At 38.2% G+C, this 21763-nt stretch carries 13 protein-coding genes and 1 pseudogene; 11 read left to right on the top strand and 3 right to left on the bottom strand.

From position 1 onward, the window contains the following. Positions 1-79 precede the first annotated feature (79 nt). Positions 80-2011, top strand: a complete 1932-nt coding sequence (locus tag CD138_RS06280) for a hypothetical protein (RefSeq protein ID WP_019167494.1) — start codon at positions 80-82, stop codon at positions 2009-2011. Between the two features lie 522 nt (positions 2012-2533). On the opposite strand, the gene CD138_RS06275 is transcribed toward CD138_RS06280, so the two are convergent. Further along, on the bottom strand, positions 2534-4558 hold the full coding sequence (locus CD138_RS06275; protein WP_019167305.1) for a glucosaminidase domain-containing protein: 2025 nt from the start codon (positions 4556-4558) through the stop codon (positions 2534-2536). Positions 4559-4885: 327 nt separating this feature from the next. On the opposite strand from CD138_RS06275, the gene CD138_RS06270 reads away from it, so the two are divergent. The 9 genes from CD138_RS06270 to CD138_RS06235 all read left to right on the top strand — a co-directional run bounded on the left by CD138_RS06270 (position 4886) and on the right by CD138_RS06235 (position 14867). Then, complete coding sequence (locus CD138_RS06270; RefSeq protein ID WP_019167306.1) at positions 4886-7720, top strand: YhgE/Pip domain-containing protein; 2835 nt, start codon at positions 4886-4888, stop codon at positions 7718-7720. Positions 7721-7960: 240 nt separating this feature from the next. Further along, a complete protein-coding gene (locus CD138_RS14025; protein ID WP_142302920.1) occupies positions 7961-8167 on the top strand; it encodes a hypothetical protein in 207 nt (68 codons plus the stop codon). A gap of 284 nt (positions 8168-8451) precedes the next feature. Then, positions 8452-9081, top strand: coding sequence for a class I SAM-dependent methyltransferase (locus CD138_RS06265; RefSeq protein WP_019167503.1), 630 nt, complete (start codon positions 8452-8454; stop codon positions 9079-9081). A gap of 210 nt (positions 9082-9291) precedes the next feature. Beyond that, complete coding sequence (locus CD138_RS06260; RefSeq protein WP_019167504.1) at positions 9292-10020, top strand: epoxyqueuosine reductase QueH; 729 nt, start codon at positions 9292-9294, stop codon at positions 10018-10020. A 102-nt stretch (positions 10021-10122) separates the two neighbouring features. After that, positions 10123-11619: a nickel ABC transporter substrate-binding protein gene (gene nikA / locus CD138_RS06255; protein WP_019167505.1), complete on the top strand. Its 1497-nt coding sequence runs from the start codon at positions 10123-10125 to the stop codon at positions 11617-11619. Further along, entirely contained in the window at positions 11609-12595 is a 987-nt protein-coding gene (nikB, locus tag CD138_RS06250; protein WP_019167506.1) for a nickel ABC transporter permease, read from the top strand. The genes nikA and nikB overlap by 11 nt, the downstream gene beginning before the upstream one ends. Continuing rightward, complete coding sequence (nikC, locus tag CD138_RS06245) at positions 12592-13416, top strand: nickel transporter permease (RefSeq protein ID WP_019167507.1); 825 nt, start codon at positions 12592-12594, stop codon at positions 13414-13416. Before nikB ends, nikC begins: the two co-directional genes overlap by 4 nt. Continuing rightward, entirely contained in the window at positions 13409-14185 is a 777-nt protein-coding gene (locus CD138_RS06240) for an ATP-binding cassette domain-containing protein (RefSeq protein WP_019167508.1), read from the top strand. Before nikC ends, CD138_RS06240 begins: the two co-directional genes overlap by 8 nt. After that, the gene (locus CD138_RS06235) at positions 14178-14867 is read left to right on the top strand and encodes an ABC transporter ATP-binding protein (RefSeq protein WP_019167509.1); all 690 of its coding nucleotides are present in this window, start codon (positions 14178-14180) and stop codon (positions 14865-14867) included. The genes CD138_RS06240 and CD138_RS06235 overlap by 8 nt, the downstream gene beginning before the upstream one ends. Positions 14868-14988: 121 nt before the next feature. On the opposite strand, the pseudogene CD138_RS06230 reads toward CD138_RS06235, so the two are convergent. Both CD138_RS06230 and CD138_RS06225 read right to left on the bottom strand, forming a co-directional pair. Further along, a pseudogene (locus CD138_RS06230) lies at positions 14989-17159 on the bottom strand (bifunctional glycosyltransferase/CDP-glycerol:glycerophosphate glycerophosphotransferase). Between the two features lie 189 nt (positions 17160-17348). Beyond that, on the bottom strand, positions 17349-19520 hold the full coding sequence (locus CD138_RS06225; protein ID WP_019167510.1) for a bifunctional glycosyltransferase/CDP-glycerol:glycerophosphate glycerophosphotransferase: 2172 nt from the start codon (positions 19518-19520) through the stop codon (positions 17349-17351). A 324-nt stretch (positions 19521-19844) separates the two neighbouring features. Here CD138_RS06225 and CD138_RS06220 point away from each other — a divergent pair, with 324 nt between their 5' ends. After that, positions 19845-21722, top strand: a complete 1878-nt coding sequence (locus CD138_RS06220) for a glycosyltransferase family 2 protein (RefSeq protein ID WP_019167511.1) — start codon at positions 19845-19847, stop codon at positions 21720-21722. The last annotated feature ends 41 nt before the right edge of the window (positions 21723-21763 follow it).

The raw sequence follows: 21763 nt of genomic DNA, 5'->3' as shown, positions 1-21763 counted from the left end.
TCGCAATCTATCTTATCTTTATTTAAAAATTGATAAATACGCGCTATAATAGAGTCATGTTATAGAAAGGAATGATGGCATGACGGAACGAAAATCCCCTTCATCTCAAAACATGCGTCATCGTTTAGTAAAAGCTGGTACCATAATGTTACTAGTCGGTAGTGGCCTGCAAATGCCTTCAACGTTGTCACATGAAATGACAGCGATAGCGCAAACAGATACGACTGATGATTTAAATATATTACGTGAAAAAGCGGATGAAAAAGTGAAAGCATTACAATATTTAAATACAGATTATAAAAATGACTTTCTTTCGTTAATTCGTGAATATGATACGTCAGCAAATGGTATTGAAGAGATTGTTGACGAAGCTGAAGCGGCCAATCGCCTAGCGTATGATGCCAAGTCGGACGATGAATCACAACCCCAAGTAGATGAGATTGATAGAAAAATAGAAGCATTAAAAACAAAGGTTGATGAAGGTCAACAAAAATCAACTGAGATGGTAGAAAAGTCATCATCAACAGAGACAAAGTCTGATGAAAAAGAAATACCAAAGACGGAAACAACGACTGAAGAAGCTGATGGACCACAGAAAGAGACAAAACGTGATGAAGTCGAAGCACCAAAGACGGAAAGTGAAGCACCGGAGACAACAAAACAACGACCTTCATCGGCGCCAACGATCGTCGCACCACAACAAGGTCAGCAAAACCAAAGTGCATTGAAAGAAAATATTAAAAAGGATCTCGATACACTCGAACAGGAACATGCGGCGGTAGAAACTAGAGTGACACCACTTCAAGATGCGGATAGTGCCATCACGCGCATTGATCATTTTGTTTCAGATAAGGTGGAAAACAAATCTGATAATTATTTTGAAGAGAAACGCGAACATTTACAAAGCTTTGAACAAGATATTAAAAGACGGACAGATATTTCTGGAACTAAAAAAGCTGCTTTACTGGATGATGCGAAAACAGTGGCCAATCAACTGAACGCACAAAATGATACGATATTAAGCGAACTCCAAAAAAGTGATGACAAACGTGCGGCAGTTGAATCGATATTAGGTGAAATTTTTAATCCACAAGAAGCGGCGCGCCGTGCGGAACAGATAGACATTAAAGGTAAGACCGATCAACAATTGGCAAATCAAATTCATCAACAGGCAAATGCGCTGATGAAAACGTCAAGTGATGATTTGTTGTTAGGGATGTTGGAAAATACGTCAAATCCACAAGGTTTAGTGGAAAGCATTTTACAAACACGTTTTGACGAACAAGAAGCGCATAAGATTGCTGAAGAGATTATGCAAGGCAAACCTTCAAATTCAACGATACTCGACCGCTTGAAAGATCATTTTAAATCGAATGGAAAAGCAACTGCAGATGATATTTTAAGTGTGCTCATTAATAATACGGATGCAGACTCTGACGTGATTCAATCGATATTAGGTGGACGTCTTAATGCGGAAAATGCAAAATTGATTGCTGATCGTGTAGAGCATGATAAAAAAAGTGCACACCATAAATTAAAAGCTGTTGAAGATGAACTGAGTGCGCAAGCCAATCGATTGTTAACTTTACGGAAACAACTTCAACAAATTCGTCACAATACGCAAACAGACCTCAATGACTTATTTGCACCGATACGTCGAATTGCGAATGTTTTCGGTGGTGGATTAAACCTCGATGGTATTCAATCTTCAGGTCGTACGAATGATAAATTGCAGCAACTGTTAAACCGTAATCATTCATTGTTGGATCGCGATGGTGGCCTATTCAAGCATGATTTTGCCCCGAAACCGAATATTGATCCTTATCAAGCCATTAACAGCCAAACAGGATCGCATCGCTTTTTAGAGGGTTTGTTTGATCAAGATGGTAATTTTAACTTACCGAATACAGGTGAAATTGTGAAACGAACTTGGCTTCCGCTTGGCATTTTTGTTGTAGCGATAGGTGTCCTTATCTTAACGGTGAGACATCATAAAAAAACACGCCAGTAATCAGCGTGAACGATATGCATATATTAAGGGGATGGGACATAATCATTTTTGATGCTATGGATGCAGTATTTTGTTTAACTTGCCCTCCCTATGATTTGTGACTTCTGATTGCCCTTATGGCTTCGCGTTCCCAGGGGACTTGCCTCAACTAAATTTGGCTTGATTGAAGTGTACACTGGATGGAAGCCAAATTGGATTTTCGGCTGCGTCTGATCCCTCGGGAGTCTCAGCCTCTGGGCAATCTTGCATCAAATGCAGTCACCTTGTGATAGTTTATAAAATGGAGACAAAACCCCATAACATCCAATGATGACGTCCCATTCATCTTCATTTTTGGCTGATTGATCATCATTAATCTATATATGTCCATAAAAAGTATAGGGACTGGGAAAACTTAATGTCCCAGTCCCTTTCCTTCTTATATAGAACAATTGATGGCGTGCATAGCGTTTGGCCATGCACCCGTACATTCTTGTAACGAATACGAAATCATTCCGTGGTGAGCGCTATAAAAATAAGCCGTTATTCAGTTGCTAAATCGCCAGTAATGTAATCCAATTGTTCGGCATCTTTTGCATCAATTGTACGGAATGAAATGACACCGAGTCCTTTGACATTAGATTCAGATACGACGATAGAACCATCACGATTCACTTTTTCAACAAAAGCAACGTGCCCATAATAACGATCTGCACCTAGCTCATTTGGATTAAAGACGACTGCACTGTGTACTTTAGGTTTGCTTGATACACTATAACCTTGTGTGAGTGCGGCATAAGTCCAATCAGCGGCGTTGCCCATAGTCCCTGAAATTTCAATGCCAAATTGCGCCATACGATTGTAGACATACCATGTACACTGACCATAAGGATATGGTGAATCCGCAGATATTTCAAATGGTTTAAATGCACCACCATCATTTTTCTGCGTCATGATGTCATCTTCGTCATCTAATAAATCTGGCATGTTGCGTTGATCAAATCGTGTTAAGTCATACGTTTCAATTAAAGCATCTAATTTTTGGTCATATTGTGGATCTGTCGCATATGTACCAACAAGTGCTGAAGTGGCATCGTGATAACTTGAACTGTGACTTTTCCATACGTCCTGATAGATGTCTGGATTACCATCAATGCCTCCTTTAATTAAATCCGCATAATCTTGTAATGATGCTTTATAATCTGGATATTTTCTGAAAGCAGCATCGATTTGATACAATTGCTTGCCATCTGATTCTAAAGTTTTGAAATTTGCAGATTCTCCGTGATAACTGCCTTTAATACCAAATAAATTGAAATAAGGTTCACGGGATAATTCACTTTTACCAGAGTCAGACTCTAAAATCGCTTGTGCAATCATGACAGAAGCGTAAATGTCCTCTTTTTGACCAATGTCATGTGCATCTTTCGCAATGTCATTAATAAAATCACGTGTTGATGATTGAGGGACGACACGCATCGTTTCTGAGTCGTTCGTTGATGTATCAGAATGGGGCATCGTTTCAAATAATGTTGTTTGACGCATCTGCTTTTTGTCAGCCTCATTTTGATATGATTGTGTCGGCGCTTGTTCTCGTGATGACTTGAAAGTGTCAGGGTCAGAAATTTGCGCTTCATGTTTTTGTTCTTTTGATGTTGAAGGTTTTTCAGAAGCCGCTTTTTCTTGTTGATGGGACGCATGTGTTTGTTCAGCTTTCTCGCTATATTCGTCTAACAAGGCATCAATCATCGCATCGTTCTGATCTGTTTCAGTTTGTTTGTCAGAAGATGTGTGGGTCTCATGCTTTTCTGCTGTTTCATCTGTAGTTGGTACTTTTTCAGTTGTGTCATTGTCGTTCACAGCTTCTGTTTCGGATTGATCTGATGATATATCTTCATTTCCTTTTGAAGTTGTCTCGTCCTCAGTTGAGGGTTGTTTTTTCGCTGTATTTGTTTGGTGCGAAAGTGTTTCATTTTGTTCATTTGATGGCGATTCAGACGTTGATTGGTCTGACGATAGTGCGTCATCAGTTGACGATGTTGTCTCATTTTCGATATCTTCATCACTGCTGAGTATGGCTTGAAGCTGTTCAAAAAAGTCGCGGTTTTCAGGCGTCGATGGTTGGTCTTGTGATGGCGCTGATGCAGTATCATTTGTTGGTGCTGGATATGTATGACTAGGTGCATCGGTTGTTTCATTTAATGAAGACTGAAACAGTTGGCCAAACCAATCTTTATGAGACGAGAATGACGATTTCAACTGTGAATCTAAAGGAGAAGTTGAGTTGAAAGCGACGTCTATTTTTGAATCATCTTGTTGCGAAGTTGTTTTTTCGCTCGCTTTGGATGACTTTTGTTTTGTTGTTTCTTTTTTATCTGAGGATTGAGATGACGTTTTACGGTCGTCACGTGCTTTATCTGACGCGTTATCTTTATCAGAATCATCTTTTGTATGTTCTTGAGCTACATCTTCAGGTTGAGTTGTTGCAGCAATGGCCCATTGAGGTGTGACTGAAGGGATGAGCAATGCGGTACTTAACAACCCTGTATAAATGAATTTCTTATTCAATTTAAGACTCCTTTCTAAAAAAACGCAATGATTGCTGTATAAAATAGGGTTTAAATGCACAATCATCATGGCACGACTTACGTCACAAGGGGCGGTGACGTCAAATGAGGTCAGTGTGCGGGATTAATGACGATCAAAGGCATTCCATTCATACAAAGGTATACAAAATGCAAGGGAACTTGTTATACTTAAAGATGTCTCGCATTTTGTTGATGTGTGTTAACTTAAATTTAAAAATAACGAAATTTTGCAATTGTTATACATATTTTATATTACATGAAGTGAAGTAAATGATAAAGTGTTTTACAAAATATTGAGGTGAAAAAAATGAAGAATGCCATCAGACTTTTTCTGACGGATATTAAAAAAATTGCTAAAACCCCTGGCGCAATGGTGCTGATTTTAGGTTTAGCGATACTACCATCTTTTTATGCGTGGTTCAACCTCGAAGCGACTTGGGACCCCTACTCAAACACAGATGGCATCAAAATTGCGGTCGTCAACGAAGATAAAGGCGATACGGTGCGCAATAAAAAAATTAACGTCGGAAACCAAATAGAAGAAACTTTGCGTAAAGATGATCATTTTGATTGGCAAATGGTCAGTCGTGAAAAGGCGGATAAAGAGTTGAAAATGGGGAAATATTACGCAGCGATTTACATCCCGGAAAAGTTTACACATCAAATTACCGGTATTGTGCGTAAAGATCCTCAACAAGCTGAAGTCGAATATAAAGTGAATCAAAAACTGAATGCGATTGCGCCTAAAATGACGGATGCAGGCTCTAGTGAAATAGTGAAAAATGCCAACAAAAAATTTAACGAGACAGTGACGAAAGCTTTATTAAATGAAGCCAATCGAATCGGCATTAAGCTAGAAGATCAATTGCCAAACTATCACAAAGTCAGAGATGGGATTTATGCGGCGAATAATGCATTACCAAAAATTGAAAAGTTCCGTAAAACATTGATCTATTTGGATGAAAATCAAGACCAACTGGATCAATATGCAGATAAATTTAGAGCATTAGATCAATATAAAGATGAGGCAGTCACTGCGACAGAACGTTTAAATCAGTTAAATGCAAGTATACCTGCTATTAATGAGCGTGCCAAACTGGTTGTGTCATTGAATCAAGCAATGCCAGACATTGAGCGTGTCCTACAAGTAGCAAGTGGTGTGCCGAACCATTTTCCAGAGATTAACGATGGCGTAGATCGTGCCGTTGCAGGTACAGATGAAGCACTTGTTAAATTGAACGAAATTCAACAATTACTGCCTGCTGTAGAACAACGTGTGCGTGTACTTCAAAATGGCGTAGATCGTGCAAGTGCAGCGAATCAAGCGGTTGGAGAAAATGCACAAAATGCAACTGCAACAGCGCCACAAAGCACACAAGGTATGACATATCGTACTGCGCAAATGAGCACGACAACGCAAGACGACGGGACTCATGTTCCAGCAGGTCATATCATTTCACCCGAAGATGCACAAACGATGACGACTGCTTATAGCGATACATTGCAACAAGTGAATCAAGCGGTAGTACAACAATTGAATGCGACATCTGCAGATTTGGATACTGCAGAAAACTTAAGTTACGGTATTTTGAGTGCTAAAGATCCGAAACAATTTGAAACACCATTAAATCATCTCATCGCGCGTATGAATCATGCGACGAAAACGATTCGTGATTATAGAGATTATTTAACAAACATTGAAAAATCTGAAGGTGTCGATTTATCGGATGCCCAATCACGACTTAAAACTGTGCAAGAAGATTTAGAACAGCGAACAAAACGTTTGAACGCATTAAAGGACGCCGTCTCAGCTGGTAACTCTGGTCAAGCGGAAGCGGTGGATGTATTAAATAGTATATCGAAAGCCAAAGACCAATTGACGGCTGTTGGTCAATACCTTCGTGGAGATTTTGCACAGACGTTACAAGATGTTTCTAACAGATTGGATGCTGCATTAAATCAAGGTGCAACAACGTTAGACAATGTACAACAACGTCTGAATCAGTTGAATAGCGCGATACGACAAGGACAGCAATTTTTAACTGAAGGGCAACAACGCTTACATCAATTAAGTGATACATTGCCACGTGTGGAAGCCACATATATTAACGCAATGCAGGCAGCACAAGCGTATTTCCCACAATTTCGTCAAAAGGTCGCTGAAGCATCCAACTTTGTCGAAAATGATTTACCACGAGTAGAAGGACGCGTTTCTGATGCGACTGCGACTGTTAATGAAAAATTACCAGAAGCATTCGCACAATATGATCGTTTACGCAATTTGTTAGATAGCAACCAACCGAAAGCAAAGGAAACTTTACATCGTTTAGCGGAATTTGCTCGAAATGATTTACCAAAAGTTGAAGAAGATTTACAAAAGGCAGACAGTATTTTTAAACAACTTGATAAAGAGAACACGATAGAGGATTTAATCGACTTATTGCGTAATGACCTTAAAAAACAAGCCGGTGTCATTGCCAATCCAGTTGATTTACAAAAGGAAGATGTCTTTCCAGTAAAAGATTATGGCTCAGCGAGTACGCCATTCTACACAGCATTATCTATTTGGGTTGGTGCATTGTTATTGGTGAGCTTACTATCAGTGCACAATAAACATCCAGAGTTGAAACCATATTTGACGATTCGCGAAACATATCTCGGTAAAATGGGGCTCTTCTTGTTAATGAACATTATTCAAGCAACAATCGTCTCTATCGGGGATATCGTGATTTTGAAAGCATCTATTGAATCCGTCCCGTTATTTATTGCGATTAGTATGTATTCTGCGCTAATTTTCACGACGATTGTGTATACATTAGTTTCGGTGTTAGGTAATCCAGGTAAAGCACTGGCTATCGTCTTGCTTGTATTACAAATTGCTGGTGGTGGCGGGACATTCCCAATTGAAGTCACACCACAATTTTTCCAAAACATTCACCCATTCTTGCCATTCTCATACAGTATTGATGCACTAAGAGAAGCAGTGGGTGGGCCAGTACCACAGATTTTAACGTACAAGTTGACGATGTTGACTTTATTCGGTGTTGGCTTCTTCTTAGTGGGCTTGATTGGGAAACCTTATTTAGACCCATTAGCGCAAGGATTGGCGGAAAAGGCCGAGAAGAGCGACGTGTTGGAATAATGTTTTTGAAAGTGGAAATGTTACTTTAAATTTGATGTTGATATCTACGATTGCTCAACCGCGCTGCGCTTTCCGAGGCGCTGACCTCTCAACTAACTAACGCTCGACTGAACTGTTACTAAGGAAGCGTTAGTGGATTTTCGAGGTCAGCTGATGCCTCAGGAGTCTTGCGCGGTTTTGTCAATCGTGAAAAAGACATTAATACTTCGGTAACAATTCAAAACAATTATTCTTTTTTGAATGGAAGTAGAAGATGAGCGGAAACAAAATTTTCACTCTCTTTTCCAAGGGCCCATCCCTCGGGAGTGTCGAAAAGTTTTGGCAATCTTAGGGGATTTGAATATAGAAGCGACATATCCAAACATGATTCTTATTGGAGAGATGGCGCGTGTACTTGACCGCGCTGCGCTTTCCGAGGCGCTGAACCGGTTCAACTCACTATATTGATAAATAGGAAAGGGTGATGAGATGACAACGTTTATCATGATATTCCTTTTTGTATATTCTATTGTAATAACATTGATGTATTTTAATAAAAAGCAGTCATAATTTTGGAATAGTGAATGTAATGGATAGTGAAGTGCAGTACAAAGGTTGTAAGGGCCATTTGTACTGTGCTTTTTATTTTTAGGATTTGCAATGAATGATGTTTGAAGTTTTTGCGGTTGGCAATATTTGTCGTTTAGTATATAATACATATCGAAATACTAGGAAATGAAAAGGGGATAATCATGGAGTTTATGGACGTGTTTGAAAAATGGGCAGAGCGTTATGATGAAACAGTTTTTAACACAGGCAATAACAATGAGTATGAAGATGTGTTTGACGGTTACGCAACGATGTTAGAGGGTGTGGTTGCATTGTCATCGGGGCGTGTGCTTGAAATCGGTGCTGGCACAGGTAATTTAACACAGCGTCTGATCCACCAAAACTTGGAGGTCACAGCCATTGACCCTTCTGAAGATATGCGGGCCATTGCGCATCAAAAAGAGGGTTTACACGTGTTGGAAGGTCACTTTTTGGATGTTCCTGTTCACACGCACTTTGATACAATCGTGTCTACATTTGCTTTTCATCACTTAAATCATGACAGTAAACGAGAGGCGCTGACTTATCTGAAATCATTTTTAACTGAAGCCGGTCACATCATTCTCGTTGATACTATGTTTGAGTCTGAGGCGGATAAAGCACGTATGATAAAGTTATACAGTGATAAAGGTTATATGAATTTAGTAGAAGATTTAGAGACGGAATATTATCCATTTAAAGATGAACTCAATGATATTGTTGAGTCAGTAGGTGGTAAAGCAGAATTTGAACGATTGAATACATTTGCATGGCGTGTTCGCGTCACGTTTTAGGATGTTCGACATGTGATGCAATGATATGAATCGTTGGATGGAATCGTATAACGTGTATAGGGTTGTCCATATGATATGTTTAATAGAGCAGTCGTCCGATGTCATGTTGGAGGCTGCTTTTTTTGGGTGAAAATCGTCATACATAGCAAGAAATTTTGTGATATATTTGTTTTATTGAAAAGTAATAAGATTTCGAAGTGGGGGAGTCCTATGATTCAAGCGGAACAAATTTTAGAAAAAATGAAAAATCAAAAGATCAATTACGACAAAGTTTTACGTAAGATGATTGTGAATTGGGAACGCGAAAATGAGCGTCCTTCCATTTTATTACACAGTTGTTGTGCGCCGTGTAGCACGTATACGTTAGAATTTTTGACAGAATACGCGGATGTGGCGATATATTTTGCGAATCCGAATATTCACCCTAAAAATGAATATTTGCGACGTGCACGTGTTCAAGAACAATTTGTGCATGACTTTAATGAAAGAACAGGTAATCATGTCCGCTATATCGAAGCACCATACGAGCCTCACGAATTTATGAAAATGGCGAAATCGCGTGGTTTGACCGAGGAACCTGAAGGCGGTGCCAGATGTTCAGCGTGTTTTGGTATGCGCTTAGAAATGGTAGCAGAAGCGGCTGTAGAACTGGGTTATGATTATTTTGGTAGTGCGATTACGTTATCACCGAAGAAAAATGCGCAATTAATCAATGAAATTGGTTTGGACGTGCAACAATTATATGATGTGAAATATTTACCGAGTGACTTTAAGAAAAATAAAGGTTATGAACGTTCGATTACGATGTGCCAAGATTATGATATTTTCCGCCAATGCTACTGTGGCTGTGTGTTTGCTGCTCAACAACAAGGCATTGATTTCAAAACGATTAACCAACAAGCAAAGTTATTTTTAGAACAATTAGAAAAACAAAATTAAGGACAACCAAAATAATTAGTTTTCTACAGTGAATATTTTTCTGATATAATATAGTCGTGATAGTGAGTTAGGCTAATGATATAGAAAGAAGGCGCTTATTGTATGAGATTGAAATATGCATTCGCTGTTTTAACAACGACAACATTATTGTTGGCAAGTTGTGGTACGGAATCGGGAAGCCGCACTGCCGATGAGAAAGTGTTGGATATTGAGATGCCTTTGAAGACGACATCGATTGCTCCGTATGAAACAGATGTCCCAGTTAGAGCGGGCGCGTTAGAGTCTTTATTCAAAGTATCCAAAGAGGGAGAAGTAAAACCTTGGCTGGCTAAAGATTTTAAACAGGTCTCTCCTGAAAAATTGGAATTAACAGTTAAAGATCATGTGACGTTCCAAAATGGTGAAAAATTAACAGGACAAAAAGTAAAAGAAAGTATAGAACAAGCATTAAAAGAGAGCGATTTTGTAAAGTCAACGCTGCCGATTAAAGACATTCAAGCAGACGGTCAAAAAGTGACGATTACAACAAAAGAAGCCTATCCAGAGCTCGCTTCTGAATTAGCCAATCCGTTTGTTGCGATTTTCGATGCGGATGCTAAAACAGACATCAACGCTAAGCCAGTCGGTACCGGTCCATATCAAATTAAAGATTATCAACGTTCACAAAAGATAACACTCAAACGCAATGATGATTACTGGCATGGCAAACCAAAGCTTGAGGGTGTCACTGTGACTTATCAAGAAGACGGTAATGCACGTGTCAGTCATTTACAATCTGGTGAAGTGGATTTAATTACGGACGTGCCTGTTAACCGTGTGAAACAGCTCGAGGAAAATGATGATACAAAAGTGTCACGCGTTTCCGGTTACCGTACACAAATGATGATTTACAACCAAGATAGCAATAAGATGACCCATGATGTACGTGAAGCATTGGATAAAGTGATTGATCGTAAAGGATTAGCGAAAGATGTGTCCAACGGTTATGCGAAACCAGCGACAGGCCCATTTAATGATCATTTAGACTTTATTGCTGATCATAAAGTGAAAACTCAAGATATTGCAGGTGCGAAAAAATTAATGGAAGATGCGGGTTATAGTGCTGCACATCCATTGAAAATTCAATTAGTGACCTATGAAGGCCGTCCAGAACTTCCTAAAATGGCACAAGTGATTCAATCTGATGCCAAAAAAGCACATATTGATATTGAAATCCGCAGTGTTGATGATATTGAAGGTTACTTAGCAGATCGTTCACAATGGGATGCCACAATGTATAGTTTTGGTACAATTCCACGTGGAGATACAGGTTACTTCTTCAATCAAGCGCTCCATGAAGAGGGGTCAATCAATAAAGGGGCATATCATAATAAAGCAGTGACCCAAATGATTGATACATTAAATCATACTGTAGACAAAGCGCAACGTGAAGCACTTTCAAATCAAATTATCAATCAAGCAGCACAAGATATTCCAGCAAGCTACATCACGTATAACGATACAGTAGATGGATTGAATAAAGATGTGACAAACTTTAAAGCCACACCAGAAGGCATTTATTTAGTCGATGACAAGGTTGACATTCAAGATGCAAATTAAGCGTTTTGTGCGTTCAATCGTCAAAATGATCATCGTCCTGTGGGCGCTGTCGACCATCACATTCATTTTAATGAAAAGTACACCGGGTGACCCAGTTAATCAAATTTTACATGTTGGGGAATCCAATGTTTCACAATCGGCAATCGAAGCAACACGTGCGCAATATAGTTTGAATGATGGATGGTTTATCCAATACTTTCGTTGGATAGGTCAAATTGTACAGTTAGACTTTGGGACAAGTTATCAGACTGGACGCCCTGTCCTTCAAGAAATCATTTTTTACGCACCACCAACGATCACGATTGCGTTTTTAACTATTATTGTGGTTATGGCGACTGCGCTCCCTTTAGGGGTTGTCGCAGCACGTCATCCGAACGGTAAACTTGATCGGACAATACGCACCGTAACATCTGTGACAGTGAGTATTCCGTCATTCTTTTTAGGGATAATTTTACTGCACATTTTTGCGTTACGTTTTAAAATTTTGCCCGTCTCAGGTTACGGTTCACCTGCACAATTGGTGTTACCTGTCATCGCGATGAGTATTGGAATGAGTGCGTATTACGTTCGTTTAATGCGTGCCAATGTGATGGATTTATATCGCAGTCGTGAAGTTGCAGCATCGCGGTTAAGAGGTTTATCAGAACGCTATATCTTTGTCACTGACATTTTAAAGCCGGCACTCGTCCCCGTCGTGACCATTTTAGGACTTTCAATTGGTAGTTTAATCGGTGGTACAGTCGTTATAGAAAATGTATTCGGTATTCCAGGAATCGGTCAGTTTTTAGTCGATAGCATCCGTGCGAGAGATTATCCGGTCATTCAAGGGATTGTGCTCATGTTAGGTATGATCGTTGTATTGTCTAATTGGGTGAGTGATGCGATTGTCCTCATTTTAGATCCGAAACAGCGCTATTTGAAACCTGACAACGCGGATACACATAAGCAAATGTCAACGTACGAGGTGTCTCAATGATGAAACAGTTACGACACTTACCGAAAATGGTATGGGTATGCGTTACTTATGTCGTGCTACTCATCACCACACAGTTTTTTGTTTCAACACAATCAGCATTAGAAGTGAAGTTAAGTGACCAGTTTTTACCGATCAGTTCGCTGCATTGGTTAGGGACAGATGACTACGGACGTGACCTGTTCGCACGACTCATGATTGGGGCGCGTTATACGTTGTTAGTCAGCTTAGTTACAATCGTGATGACGGTCATCATTGGTGTGCCTATAGGTATGATTGCAGGATTTTTCAAAGGGAAAGTCGAAAAAATCATCATGCGCATCGTCGACATCGGCCTCAGTATTCCAGAATTTGTGCTCATTATTGCGATGGCGAGTTTGTTGAAACCGAGTATCTGGAATATCGTCTGGGCGATGGTATTGTTACGCTGGATGACATATACGAGATTGACCCGTACAATTGTGGCGAGTATTCGAGATATGGATTATATCCGTATGGCCAAATTGTACCGTGTGTCGTCATTGCGCATCATGTTGAGACACTTTGTTCCACACGTGTTGCCTTCTATTTTAGTTGTGGCTACAGTCGATTTCGGTAAAAATATTCTCTACATTTCATCGTTATCATTTTTAGGATTAGGGGCACAACCGCCATCACCGGAATGGGGGGCGATGTTAAATGCAGGTCAGGATTTCATGACATCCAATCCGATATTACTGTTTGCACCAGCCGTGATGATTGCTGTGACGATCTTAATTTTCCAATTGACCGGTGATGCGTTACGCGATTATTTTACACAAGAGGAGTCTCCTGGACATGAATAGGTTAATAGACATACACAACTTAACTGTGCGACAAGGGGAGCATCATGTCATTGAAAGTCTCGATATGACGCTTTACGCTTCAAAAGTGAATGTCCTGATCGGTGAAAGTGGCGCGGGGAAAAGTATGTTGATTAAAGCGTTACTCGGTGCTTTACCGGAACACTTTGAAATGTCGTACGATGAATGGCATTACGACGGACAAAGTGTCACCTCATTAAAACCGTATTTAGGCAAACAAGTCGGATATATTTCACAAGATTATACGCATAGTTTTAATGATCATACGCCGATTGGGAAGCAGCTCATAGGGATTTATCGTCAGCATTACAAAGTGTCACGTCAAGAAGCGGCAAAACAAGTTCAAAAAGCGCTAAAATGGGTAGGCTTAGACCATCTTGATTTGCGTAAACGGTATCGCTTCATGCTATCTGGTGGGCAACTGGAACGTGTCCTTATTGCGAGTGTGATGATGTTGGAACCGGCACTCATTATCGCAGACGAACCCACTGCTGCATTAGATGCTGTGACAGGGCACCAAATGATGACATTGTTGCATCATCTTGCTGAAGCACACGATGTCACGTTATTTGTCGTGACGCACAACTTAACGCATGTGAAACGATTTAGTGATTATCTTTACGTATTGCAACGTGGTCGTATCGTGGACCAAGGTGATGATGATTATTTCAAATCAGCAGACATTCATCCGTACAGTGCGTATTTATTTCAACATCGAAGTCAGTTAAGGCAAGGTGAGTCTTATGATTAAATTAGAACATATCACTGTACAGTATAAAGATGTCACCGCTTTAAATGATGTGTCATTAACAGTCGGACCTCATGAAATTGTAGGCATCGTTGGTGAAAGTGGGTCTGGAAAGTCTACATTAGCACAGGTGATGTTAGGTGAATTACGTGCGCAACGAGGACATGTCACATCGACATTTAAAAAGATATTACCGATTTTACAACATGCCAACTACGCATTTAATCCTAAAATGACAATCGCACGTGCATTAAATGAGGCGTTGGATTACGATCCCTCTCAACGGAAAGCACATCAACGCTATCGTGATGAACTCATGGCAGCGATGGGTGTGTCACATGCGTTGTTGAAACGGTATCCGAATGCATTAAGCGGCGGCCAACTGCAACGTTTCAATGTCATTCGAACATTGATGTTGCAACCAGATTTGTTGATTTGTGATGAGATGACAGCAAATTTAGATGTTATTGCAGAAGATCGTATGGCACAGCAGTTAAAACGGCATGTCGAACGGACACAATGTTCAATGGTCGTGATTTCCCATGATTTAGCATTTCTACAAAAATGGGTTTCGCGTATTGTGGTCATGCATCAAGGTCGTGTTGTCGATGCATTTCCAATAGAAGCGCTGTTTGATGAGACACGTGATGATTATACGAAAGCATTGTTATTGATTTATGAGTGATGCGGATGATAGAACGGAGCGTTTTCGAGACTAGAGGTTTGAATAGTAGGAGCATGACAGAAATAGTGTGAATATGTAATAAAAAAGATGAAGTCCTCTGAATGACTTCATCTTTTTTATATTAATCTAAACTTTTTTGAATTTCATTATAAATCATGTCACCGATATATTGAGATGCACGCCCATTTTCAAGCGAACAAAAGCGCTGATGAAATGCTTCAATCTTGTCTTGATATGTTTCACGAATTTGCTCGATATTTTTAATCCTTCAATTAACGCATCTGGATCTGTGTAAATAGGGCCTGGCAAATCCGTATGGTAGTCGATATAAAAGCCACGTAATTCTGACGCATACTTTTCAATATCATAAGGAAAGAAAAGTTGTGGGCGTTTGAGAATACCATAATCGAACATGACAGAAGAATAGTCAGTAATCAAACAATCGCTAATCAAATAAAGCCTTGAAATATCATTATAATTCGATACATCAATCGCAAAATCTTCATAGCCGTTTAAATCTAAAGCATTGGCAATCAAATAATGCATACGTAAAAGTACAACGTATTCGTCTCCGATCGTCTCTTGCAAACGTGCTAAATCAATCTTAAGTTTAAAGGTATAACTGCCTTTTTTGACAAACTCATCATCACGCCATGTCGGTGCATACATAATGATTTTTTTACCTTCAGGAATGTTGAGTTCTTCACGAATTTCAGCCTGTAACGCAACATCATTTGCACGATTGACTAAAATATCGTTTCGTGGATAGCCGATTTCTAAAGTTTTCTCAGGCGGCATCCAAAATGCAGTTCGGAAAATTTCAGACGAATATCGGTTTGGTGATATTAAGTAATCCCAACGTGAAGTTTCTTTATGGAAATTGCGTTTGTATAAAGATGTTGTTGTACCTGGCATTCTGACCACTTTCATATCATTCGCAAGTCGTTTTAAAGGTGTCCCATGCCAAGTTTGAATGTAAGTTTGATTTTCCTTTTTATTTAAAAATAATGGCAGACGTGCGTTGGAAACCCAAACCTTTGCTTCTGAATACGCTTGATAATAAGCTGATGAATTTTTTTTCACTTTGACAGCTTCACCAGGCACACGATTTGTATCTGGATCTTTAAAAACCCAACGATAATTCAATTCTGGATAATGATCTTTCATATATTCGTAAATGTATTTGGGGCTATCGCTATAATTTTTGCCTCCAAATGATTCGAAAACAACCGTCTTTGCGTTTACATTCTCAACTTTATCAGTGAGATAATAACGTGAACGGTCTTGAAGTCGATGACGTTGAACAATGTTTTTCAGGTGCCGTGTAATAAATCGAAAACGGTTCACTTTTAATGCGAAACTTGGCTTATTCATTGCTAAACCTAACATTTCAATTAAAAATAATAACTTTTTCTCTTTTAAAAGTGAGAATCCGAGCTGATGAACGACTTGTGAAAGAGATGTTTGATGTATTTTGATACGTTCAGCAGATTCGCTTTCATTAGGATTAAATTCTTGATGTAGTCGCATGATCATACTTTGTTTAATCCATTGACGCAATCTGTTGTTATGAACGCGTGAAAGTGCATCGTTAAAACTATGACAATAATCTTCAAAGAGAAAATCTTCATCTTGTTCAGAAAGTGTCGTTGTATTGAAGGGATCATACACTTCGCCTCTAAAGTAAAAAGGGAAATCGCTTATTTCAATAAAGCGTTCAGCATACTGAAGATAATCCAAAATGAAAGATTGGTCCACATAGACACGCAAATTTTCGTTAAATTGAATTTGATGAGCGTGAACAATACTCGTTTTGAAAACAATATTACACGCTGTATTGTGGCGCAAAAATGCCTGTGGTTCACGCTTGGTGGATATATAATTGAATTTCACGTGATTTTGATCGACATATTGCGGTAGATTAAGTGAAAAGTCGTTAATAGGAGCAATTAAGCCATCAAACTGCTGTAAATACTTCAAATAAAAATGGACTGCATAACTCGCAAGTTGATCATCTGCATCCACAAACATAAAGTAAGGTGTTTTAACAGCTTGAATGCCTACATTACGTGCATGTGCATGTCCGTGATTGTCATTTAATGTGATGTAAGTCACTTTTTTATCATAGTTAGCCAATGCCTTATTTAATAATGATTCACTATTATCTGTGGAACCATCATTAATCAAAATTAATTCGAAATTTTGGTTGCGTTGTTTTTTAATCGCATTGATACAATCTGTGATGTGTTCCGACTCATTATAAAAAGGAATTATAATACTCAGTTTCATTATCCAATCATCCTTCCGAACCATGGGTTGATATATAAGTATATTTTATCATAATAAGCATTTGGCATACTAAATTTATTATGAAACATCATCATTATTTTAATAGAGTATAAATTAATAGAGTGAAACAGGTTTGTGAAAGATAATTAAATAAAAAGATGAAGCCATCATCATGACTTCATCTTTTGAAAATTATTCTATGTTTTTCTGAATTTCATTATAAATCATGTCACCGATATACTGTGACGCACGTCCATTTTCAATTGAACAGAATCGATTATAAAACGCATCAATGCGAGGTCTGTATTCTTTTTTAACCGCATCTAGTCGTTTCAATCCTTCAATTAATTCGCCTGGTTCTGTATATATCGGACCCGGTAAATCTTTATGGTAATCAATATAAAAGCCACGGAGATTCTTATCGTACTTTTCAATATCATATGCAAAGAAGAATTGTGGGCGTTTCAAAATACCGTAGTCAAACATGACCGAAGAGTAATCTGTAATCAAGCAATCACTAATCAAGTACAGTTTCGAAATGTCATTATAATTCGATACATCAATCGCAAAATCTTCATAACCATTCAAATCAAGGGCATTGGCAATCAAATAATGCATGCGTAGTAAAATCACATATTCATCGCCAAGTTCTTGTTGTAAACGTGGTAAATCGATTTTGAGTTCGAAAGTATATTGACCTTTTTTAATGAATTCGTCATCACGCCATGTTGGCGCGTACATGATGATTTTTTTATCTTCAGGAATGTTGAGTTCTTCTTTGATACTTTGTTGTAATGCTGCATCATCTGCACGATTGACTAAAATATCGTTACGGGGATAACCGATTTCTAGTACTTTTTCCGGTGGCGTCCAAAAAGCGGTACGGAAAATTTCTGTTGAATAACGGTTCGGTGACACTAAGTAATCCCAGCGTGATGCTTCTTTATAGAAATTACGTTTGTATAATGATGTTGTTGTACCTGGCATTCTAACGACTTTCATATCATTCGCAAGTCGTTTTAAAGGGGTACCATGCCAAGTTTGAATGTAAATTTGGTTCGGCTTTTTATTTAAGAACAATGGAATTCGTGCATTAGAGACCCAGAACTTTGCTTCTGAATATGCTTGATAATACGCATTAGAATTTTTCTGGACTTTCTCCACTTCACCAGGGACTGAATTATACTCTGGATTATTAAAGACCCATTTATAGTTAAGTTCAGGGTAATGATCTTTCATATATTCATAAATGTATTTTGGGCTGTCGCTATAATTTTTTCCGCCAAAGGACTCAAAAACAACGGTTTTATTGTTCACATTATCATCTTTATCCGTTAAGAAATATTGAGAACGTTCCTTACCTTTTTGACGTAACGCAACACGTTTTGCATGACGCGTTACAAAACGTAGGCGGTTAATACTTGAAGCCCATCCTATTTTTTTAAATGCTAAAGCAATGGCTTCTAAAGTGAACAACAGCTTACGCTCTTTAAGAATATCAACACCGAGGTGACGAACGACTTCAGCAAGTGCGTCTTGATGTGTCTCAAAACGTTGTGCTGTTTCTCGTAAGTTCGGTGAAAAGTCGTTGTGGAGGGTATTGAACATTCGTTGTTTAATAAATGTTCGTGTTTCTTTGTTTTTAATACGAGATAAGGCATCAATAAAGCTTTTGGCATAGTCTTCAAATAAGAAATCAAAATTTTGTTCAGACAAGGTATTGGTTTCAAACGGATCATACACTTCGCCTTTGAAATAGAATGGGAAGTTCGTCACACGTATGAAATTTTCTGCATATTGAACATAATCTAAAATAAATGACCAATCTGTATACACTTTTAACGATTCGCTAAATTGGAGATTGTGAGCTTTAACAATTGCTGTTTTAAAGATGATATTGCAAGCGGTGTTTTTTCTTAAAAATGAATTAGGATTGTGCTTTGTATTTAAATATTTGATTTGTACACGGTCTTGATCGACAAATTGTGGCATATTCAATGCAAATTCGTGCACTGGTGCAATGAGGCCATCGAAGCTCTGAATGTGTTTTAAATAAAAGTTGACGGCATAAGTTGCCAATTTATCATCAGCGTCGACAAACATAAAATAAGGTGTCTCGGCTGCTTGCATTCCGACATTACGTGCATGTGCATGACCTTTGTTTGTTTCTAACTTAATATATTTCACTTTCTTATCGTAATCTGCTAAAGCTTCATCGAGTAAAGGCTCACTGCGATCTGTTGAACCGTCATTGACAAGAATCAGCTCGAAGTCTTGATTACGTTGACGTTTAATATAACTGATACATTCTGTGATGTACTCCTCTGAGTTGTAAAATGGCACTATAATGGATAGTGCATGCATAAGGATCATCCTTTCAGTAATCATTTAACATTTGGTATTATATCATTAACATTTAATCAAAAGTAGCAATAAATCAACCATGGCTTAATAAATTTGAAATTACTGAGAATTGTAAGAATAAGTGATTGATACAATATTAGGTTGAATTCTAAATTAAATGTAGGGTTGATAATTGCAAACTATTGTTTTAAATGATGGAATGCTTAGTGTTTGAAATCATGTGCAATAGGGTTTATATAAGTAATATTTTTAAATTAAATGTGGGGGGATATACTATTGATTTTTGGAAGGACTGGCAAAAAAGAGAGGAAGGGTGAAGTAGATATGAAACCGTTAGTATCTATTATCATCTCTGTGTACAACAAAGCGGATTATATTCAAAAATGTCTTGATTCAATTACAAAACTTGAAATGGAACCATCACAACTTGAGGTCGTTATAGTAGACGATAAATCAACGGATGATTCTGTCGCAAAAATCAAACCTTTCGTTGATGAGTACCCATATATGCGTTTAATAGAACTGGAAAGCAATACAGGTGGTCCGTCTGAACCAAGAAATGTGGGGATGCGTGAAGCACAAGGTCAATATTTAACATTACTTGATGCGGACGATTGGCTCGATGCTCATGGTTTCCCATTATTAGTCGAAAAAGTAGTGACAGATGATGATGACATCGGTTTTGGGCAAATTTTAAAACATACGAATGACGCTATCGTAAAGGTGGCATTATTTGCATCATATCAGGAAGCCAAACATTTAGTGCCTTATGAACTTGATAAAATTTTTAGATCAGTTGGTCCTCCAGGAAAGGTGTTTAAAAAAGCGTTAGTTGAACAACTCGACTTACAATTTGAACATCGCAAATATGGAGAAGATAAACGTTTCTTTGCGGAGTTAATCGGTAAAGCACAGACTGCGACAATGACAGAAGCCCCTGTTTATCATACGAATCGTTATCAAGAAAACGTCTCATTAGTGAAAACAACATCTGTTTATGAAAAATCAGTAATTAATCTCGATATTTTGAAAGAAGTTGTGAACTTAGATATTCCTGTAGCAGCGATGAAAGGGCTGTTATCGCGTTTTATTGAACTTGATTTTATGAGACGTATGTTTCAAACCAAAACATTTGCAAATTCAGGAGACCAAGCGGAATATTATGACATTTTTAATGAAATGGTTTCAGTCATTGAGTCACATGGTTATGCCGTAGCAGATTTGTTAACGATAGAAACTTATAAAAAAATGTATGACGTTTATCAAAAACAAGATGCGCAACTGTTTGAGGATTTTATTGATGCATTAGTGTTAGATCCAAATCATAAAAAATTAATTGAAGACGGCCAAGTATATCGTACCCTTGATATTGAAGATGAGCGTTATCAGTATCTTCCTATTGAGTGTTACCCTGTTTATCAAGGAACACATCATTTTAATGGGAAAGCTTTTGAAGTCATCCATGTATTAAAAGATAAAAATACTAAAATTAGAGATGTTAAAGCGGTAGAAATTCAAAATGCCATGAATGAAATTGCATTGGATTTCGAAATGGAACAAAATCAAATTTATATTCCGACGCAAGCATTAGATGAAATGGTAGATGTGGGTATTAACATTAAAGTCAGATATAATGACTACAAAGAAGCACTTGTGTATGCTTCCTACCCTTCAGACCAAAGTGTGCGCAAAATGAAACGTCAAGATTTCAAATTGGAATTGATTAAGCCAACACAAACAGTAGCGTCACAAAAGGCGCATTATTTTACGACGATACCAGAAGATGTGGTGACTGTTAAAAAAGTTAAGTTGTATGAAGATGCTGATTTTAATACGTTAGTGAAAGAAATCGAAGTCGGAACACCTTTCCGTATTGAATCAATAGAACGTTCTTCTAGAGGTACGCCGAGACTGAAAACGACAGAGGGCTATTTTATTACAGCGAATCAAAAATTTGTGGACGTATTGAATGACGTCGATCAAGAAAAGTATTATACGACAGCACCAAAAGAAGTTGAAATCATTAAAGGTTGTCAGTTATATGATTCAAGGTCCTTTAAACGTGAACCGATTCGTAAGTTGAAAACAGGAGAAATTTTAGCAATAGATGGAGTCATTTATACTAAAAATCAGACACCACGACTGAAAACGACAGAGGGCTATTATATAACCGCAAATAAAAGATTTGTATCACCATATTAAGTGTTGAGTAATATATTTAGTTATGATACATTATATTATTA

Origin of the sequence: Staphylococcus intermedius NCTC 11048 (assembly GCF_002902385.1) — a bacterium.
Lineage (GTDB): Bacteria > Bacillota > Bacilli > Staphylococcales > Staphylococcaceae > Staphylococcus > Staphylococcus intermedius.
Note: the sequence above shows the minus strand (reverse complement) of the source record. Positions and strands in the feature narration are given on the sequence as shown.

Coding starts and splice junctions, on each gene's coding strand:
- CD138_RS06225 (WP_019167510.1), bottom strand. CDS start 19,520: ATGCATGCACTATCCATTATAGTGCCATTTTACAACTCAGAGGAGTAC.
- nikB (WP_019167506.1), top strand. CDS start 11,609: ATGCAAATTAAGCGTTTTGTGCGTTCAATCGTCAAAATGATCATCGTC.
- CD138_RS06235 (WP_019167509.1), top strand. CDS start 14,178: ATGATTAAATTAGAACATATCACTGTACAGTATAAAGATGTCACCGCT.
- CD138_RS06280 (WP_019167494.1), top strand. CDS start 80: ATGACGGAACGAAAATCCCCTTCATCTCAAAACATGCGTCATCGTTTA.
- CD138_RS06220 (WP_019167511.1), top strand. CDS start 19,845: ATGAAACCGTTAGTATCTATTATCATCTCTGTGTACAACAAAGCGGAT.
- CD138_RS06240 (WP_019167508.1), top strand. CDS start 13,409: ATGAATAGGTTAATAGACATACACAACTTAACTGTGCGACAAGGGGAG.
- CD138_RS06270 (WP_019167306.1), top strand. CDS start 4,886: ATGAAGAATGCCATCAGACTTTTTCTGACGGATATTAAAAAAATTGCT.
- CD138_RS06265 (WP_019167503.1), top strand. CDS start 8,452: ATGGAGTTTATGGACGTGTTTGAAAAATGGGCAGAGCGTTATGATGAA.
- nikA (WP_019167505.1), top strand. CDS start 10,123: ATGAGATTGAAATATGCATTCGCTGTTTTAACAACGACAACATTATTG.
- CD138_RS06260 (WP_019167504.1), top strand. CDS start 9,292: ATGATTCAAGCGGAACAAATTTTAGAAAAAATGAAAAATCAAAAGATC.
- nikC (WP_019167507.1), top strand. CDS start 12,592: ATGATGAAACAGTTACGACACTTACCGAAAATGGTATGGGTATGCGTT.
- CD138_RS14025 (WP_142302920.1), top strand. CDS start 7,961: ATGGAAGTAGAAGATGAGCGGAAACAAAATTTTCACTCTCTTTTCCAA.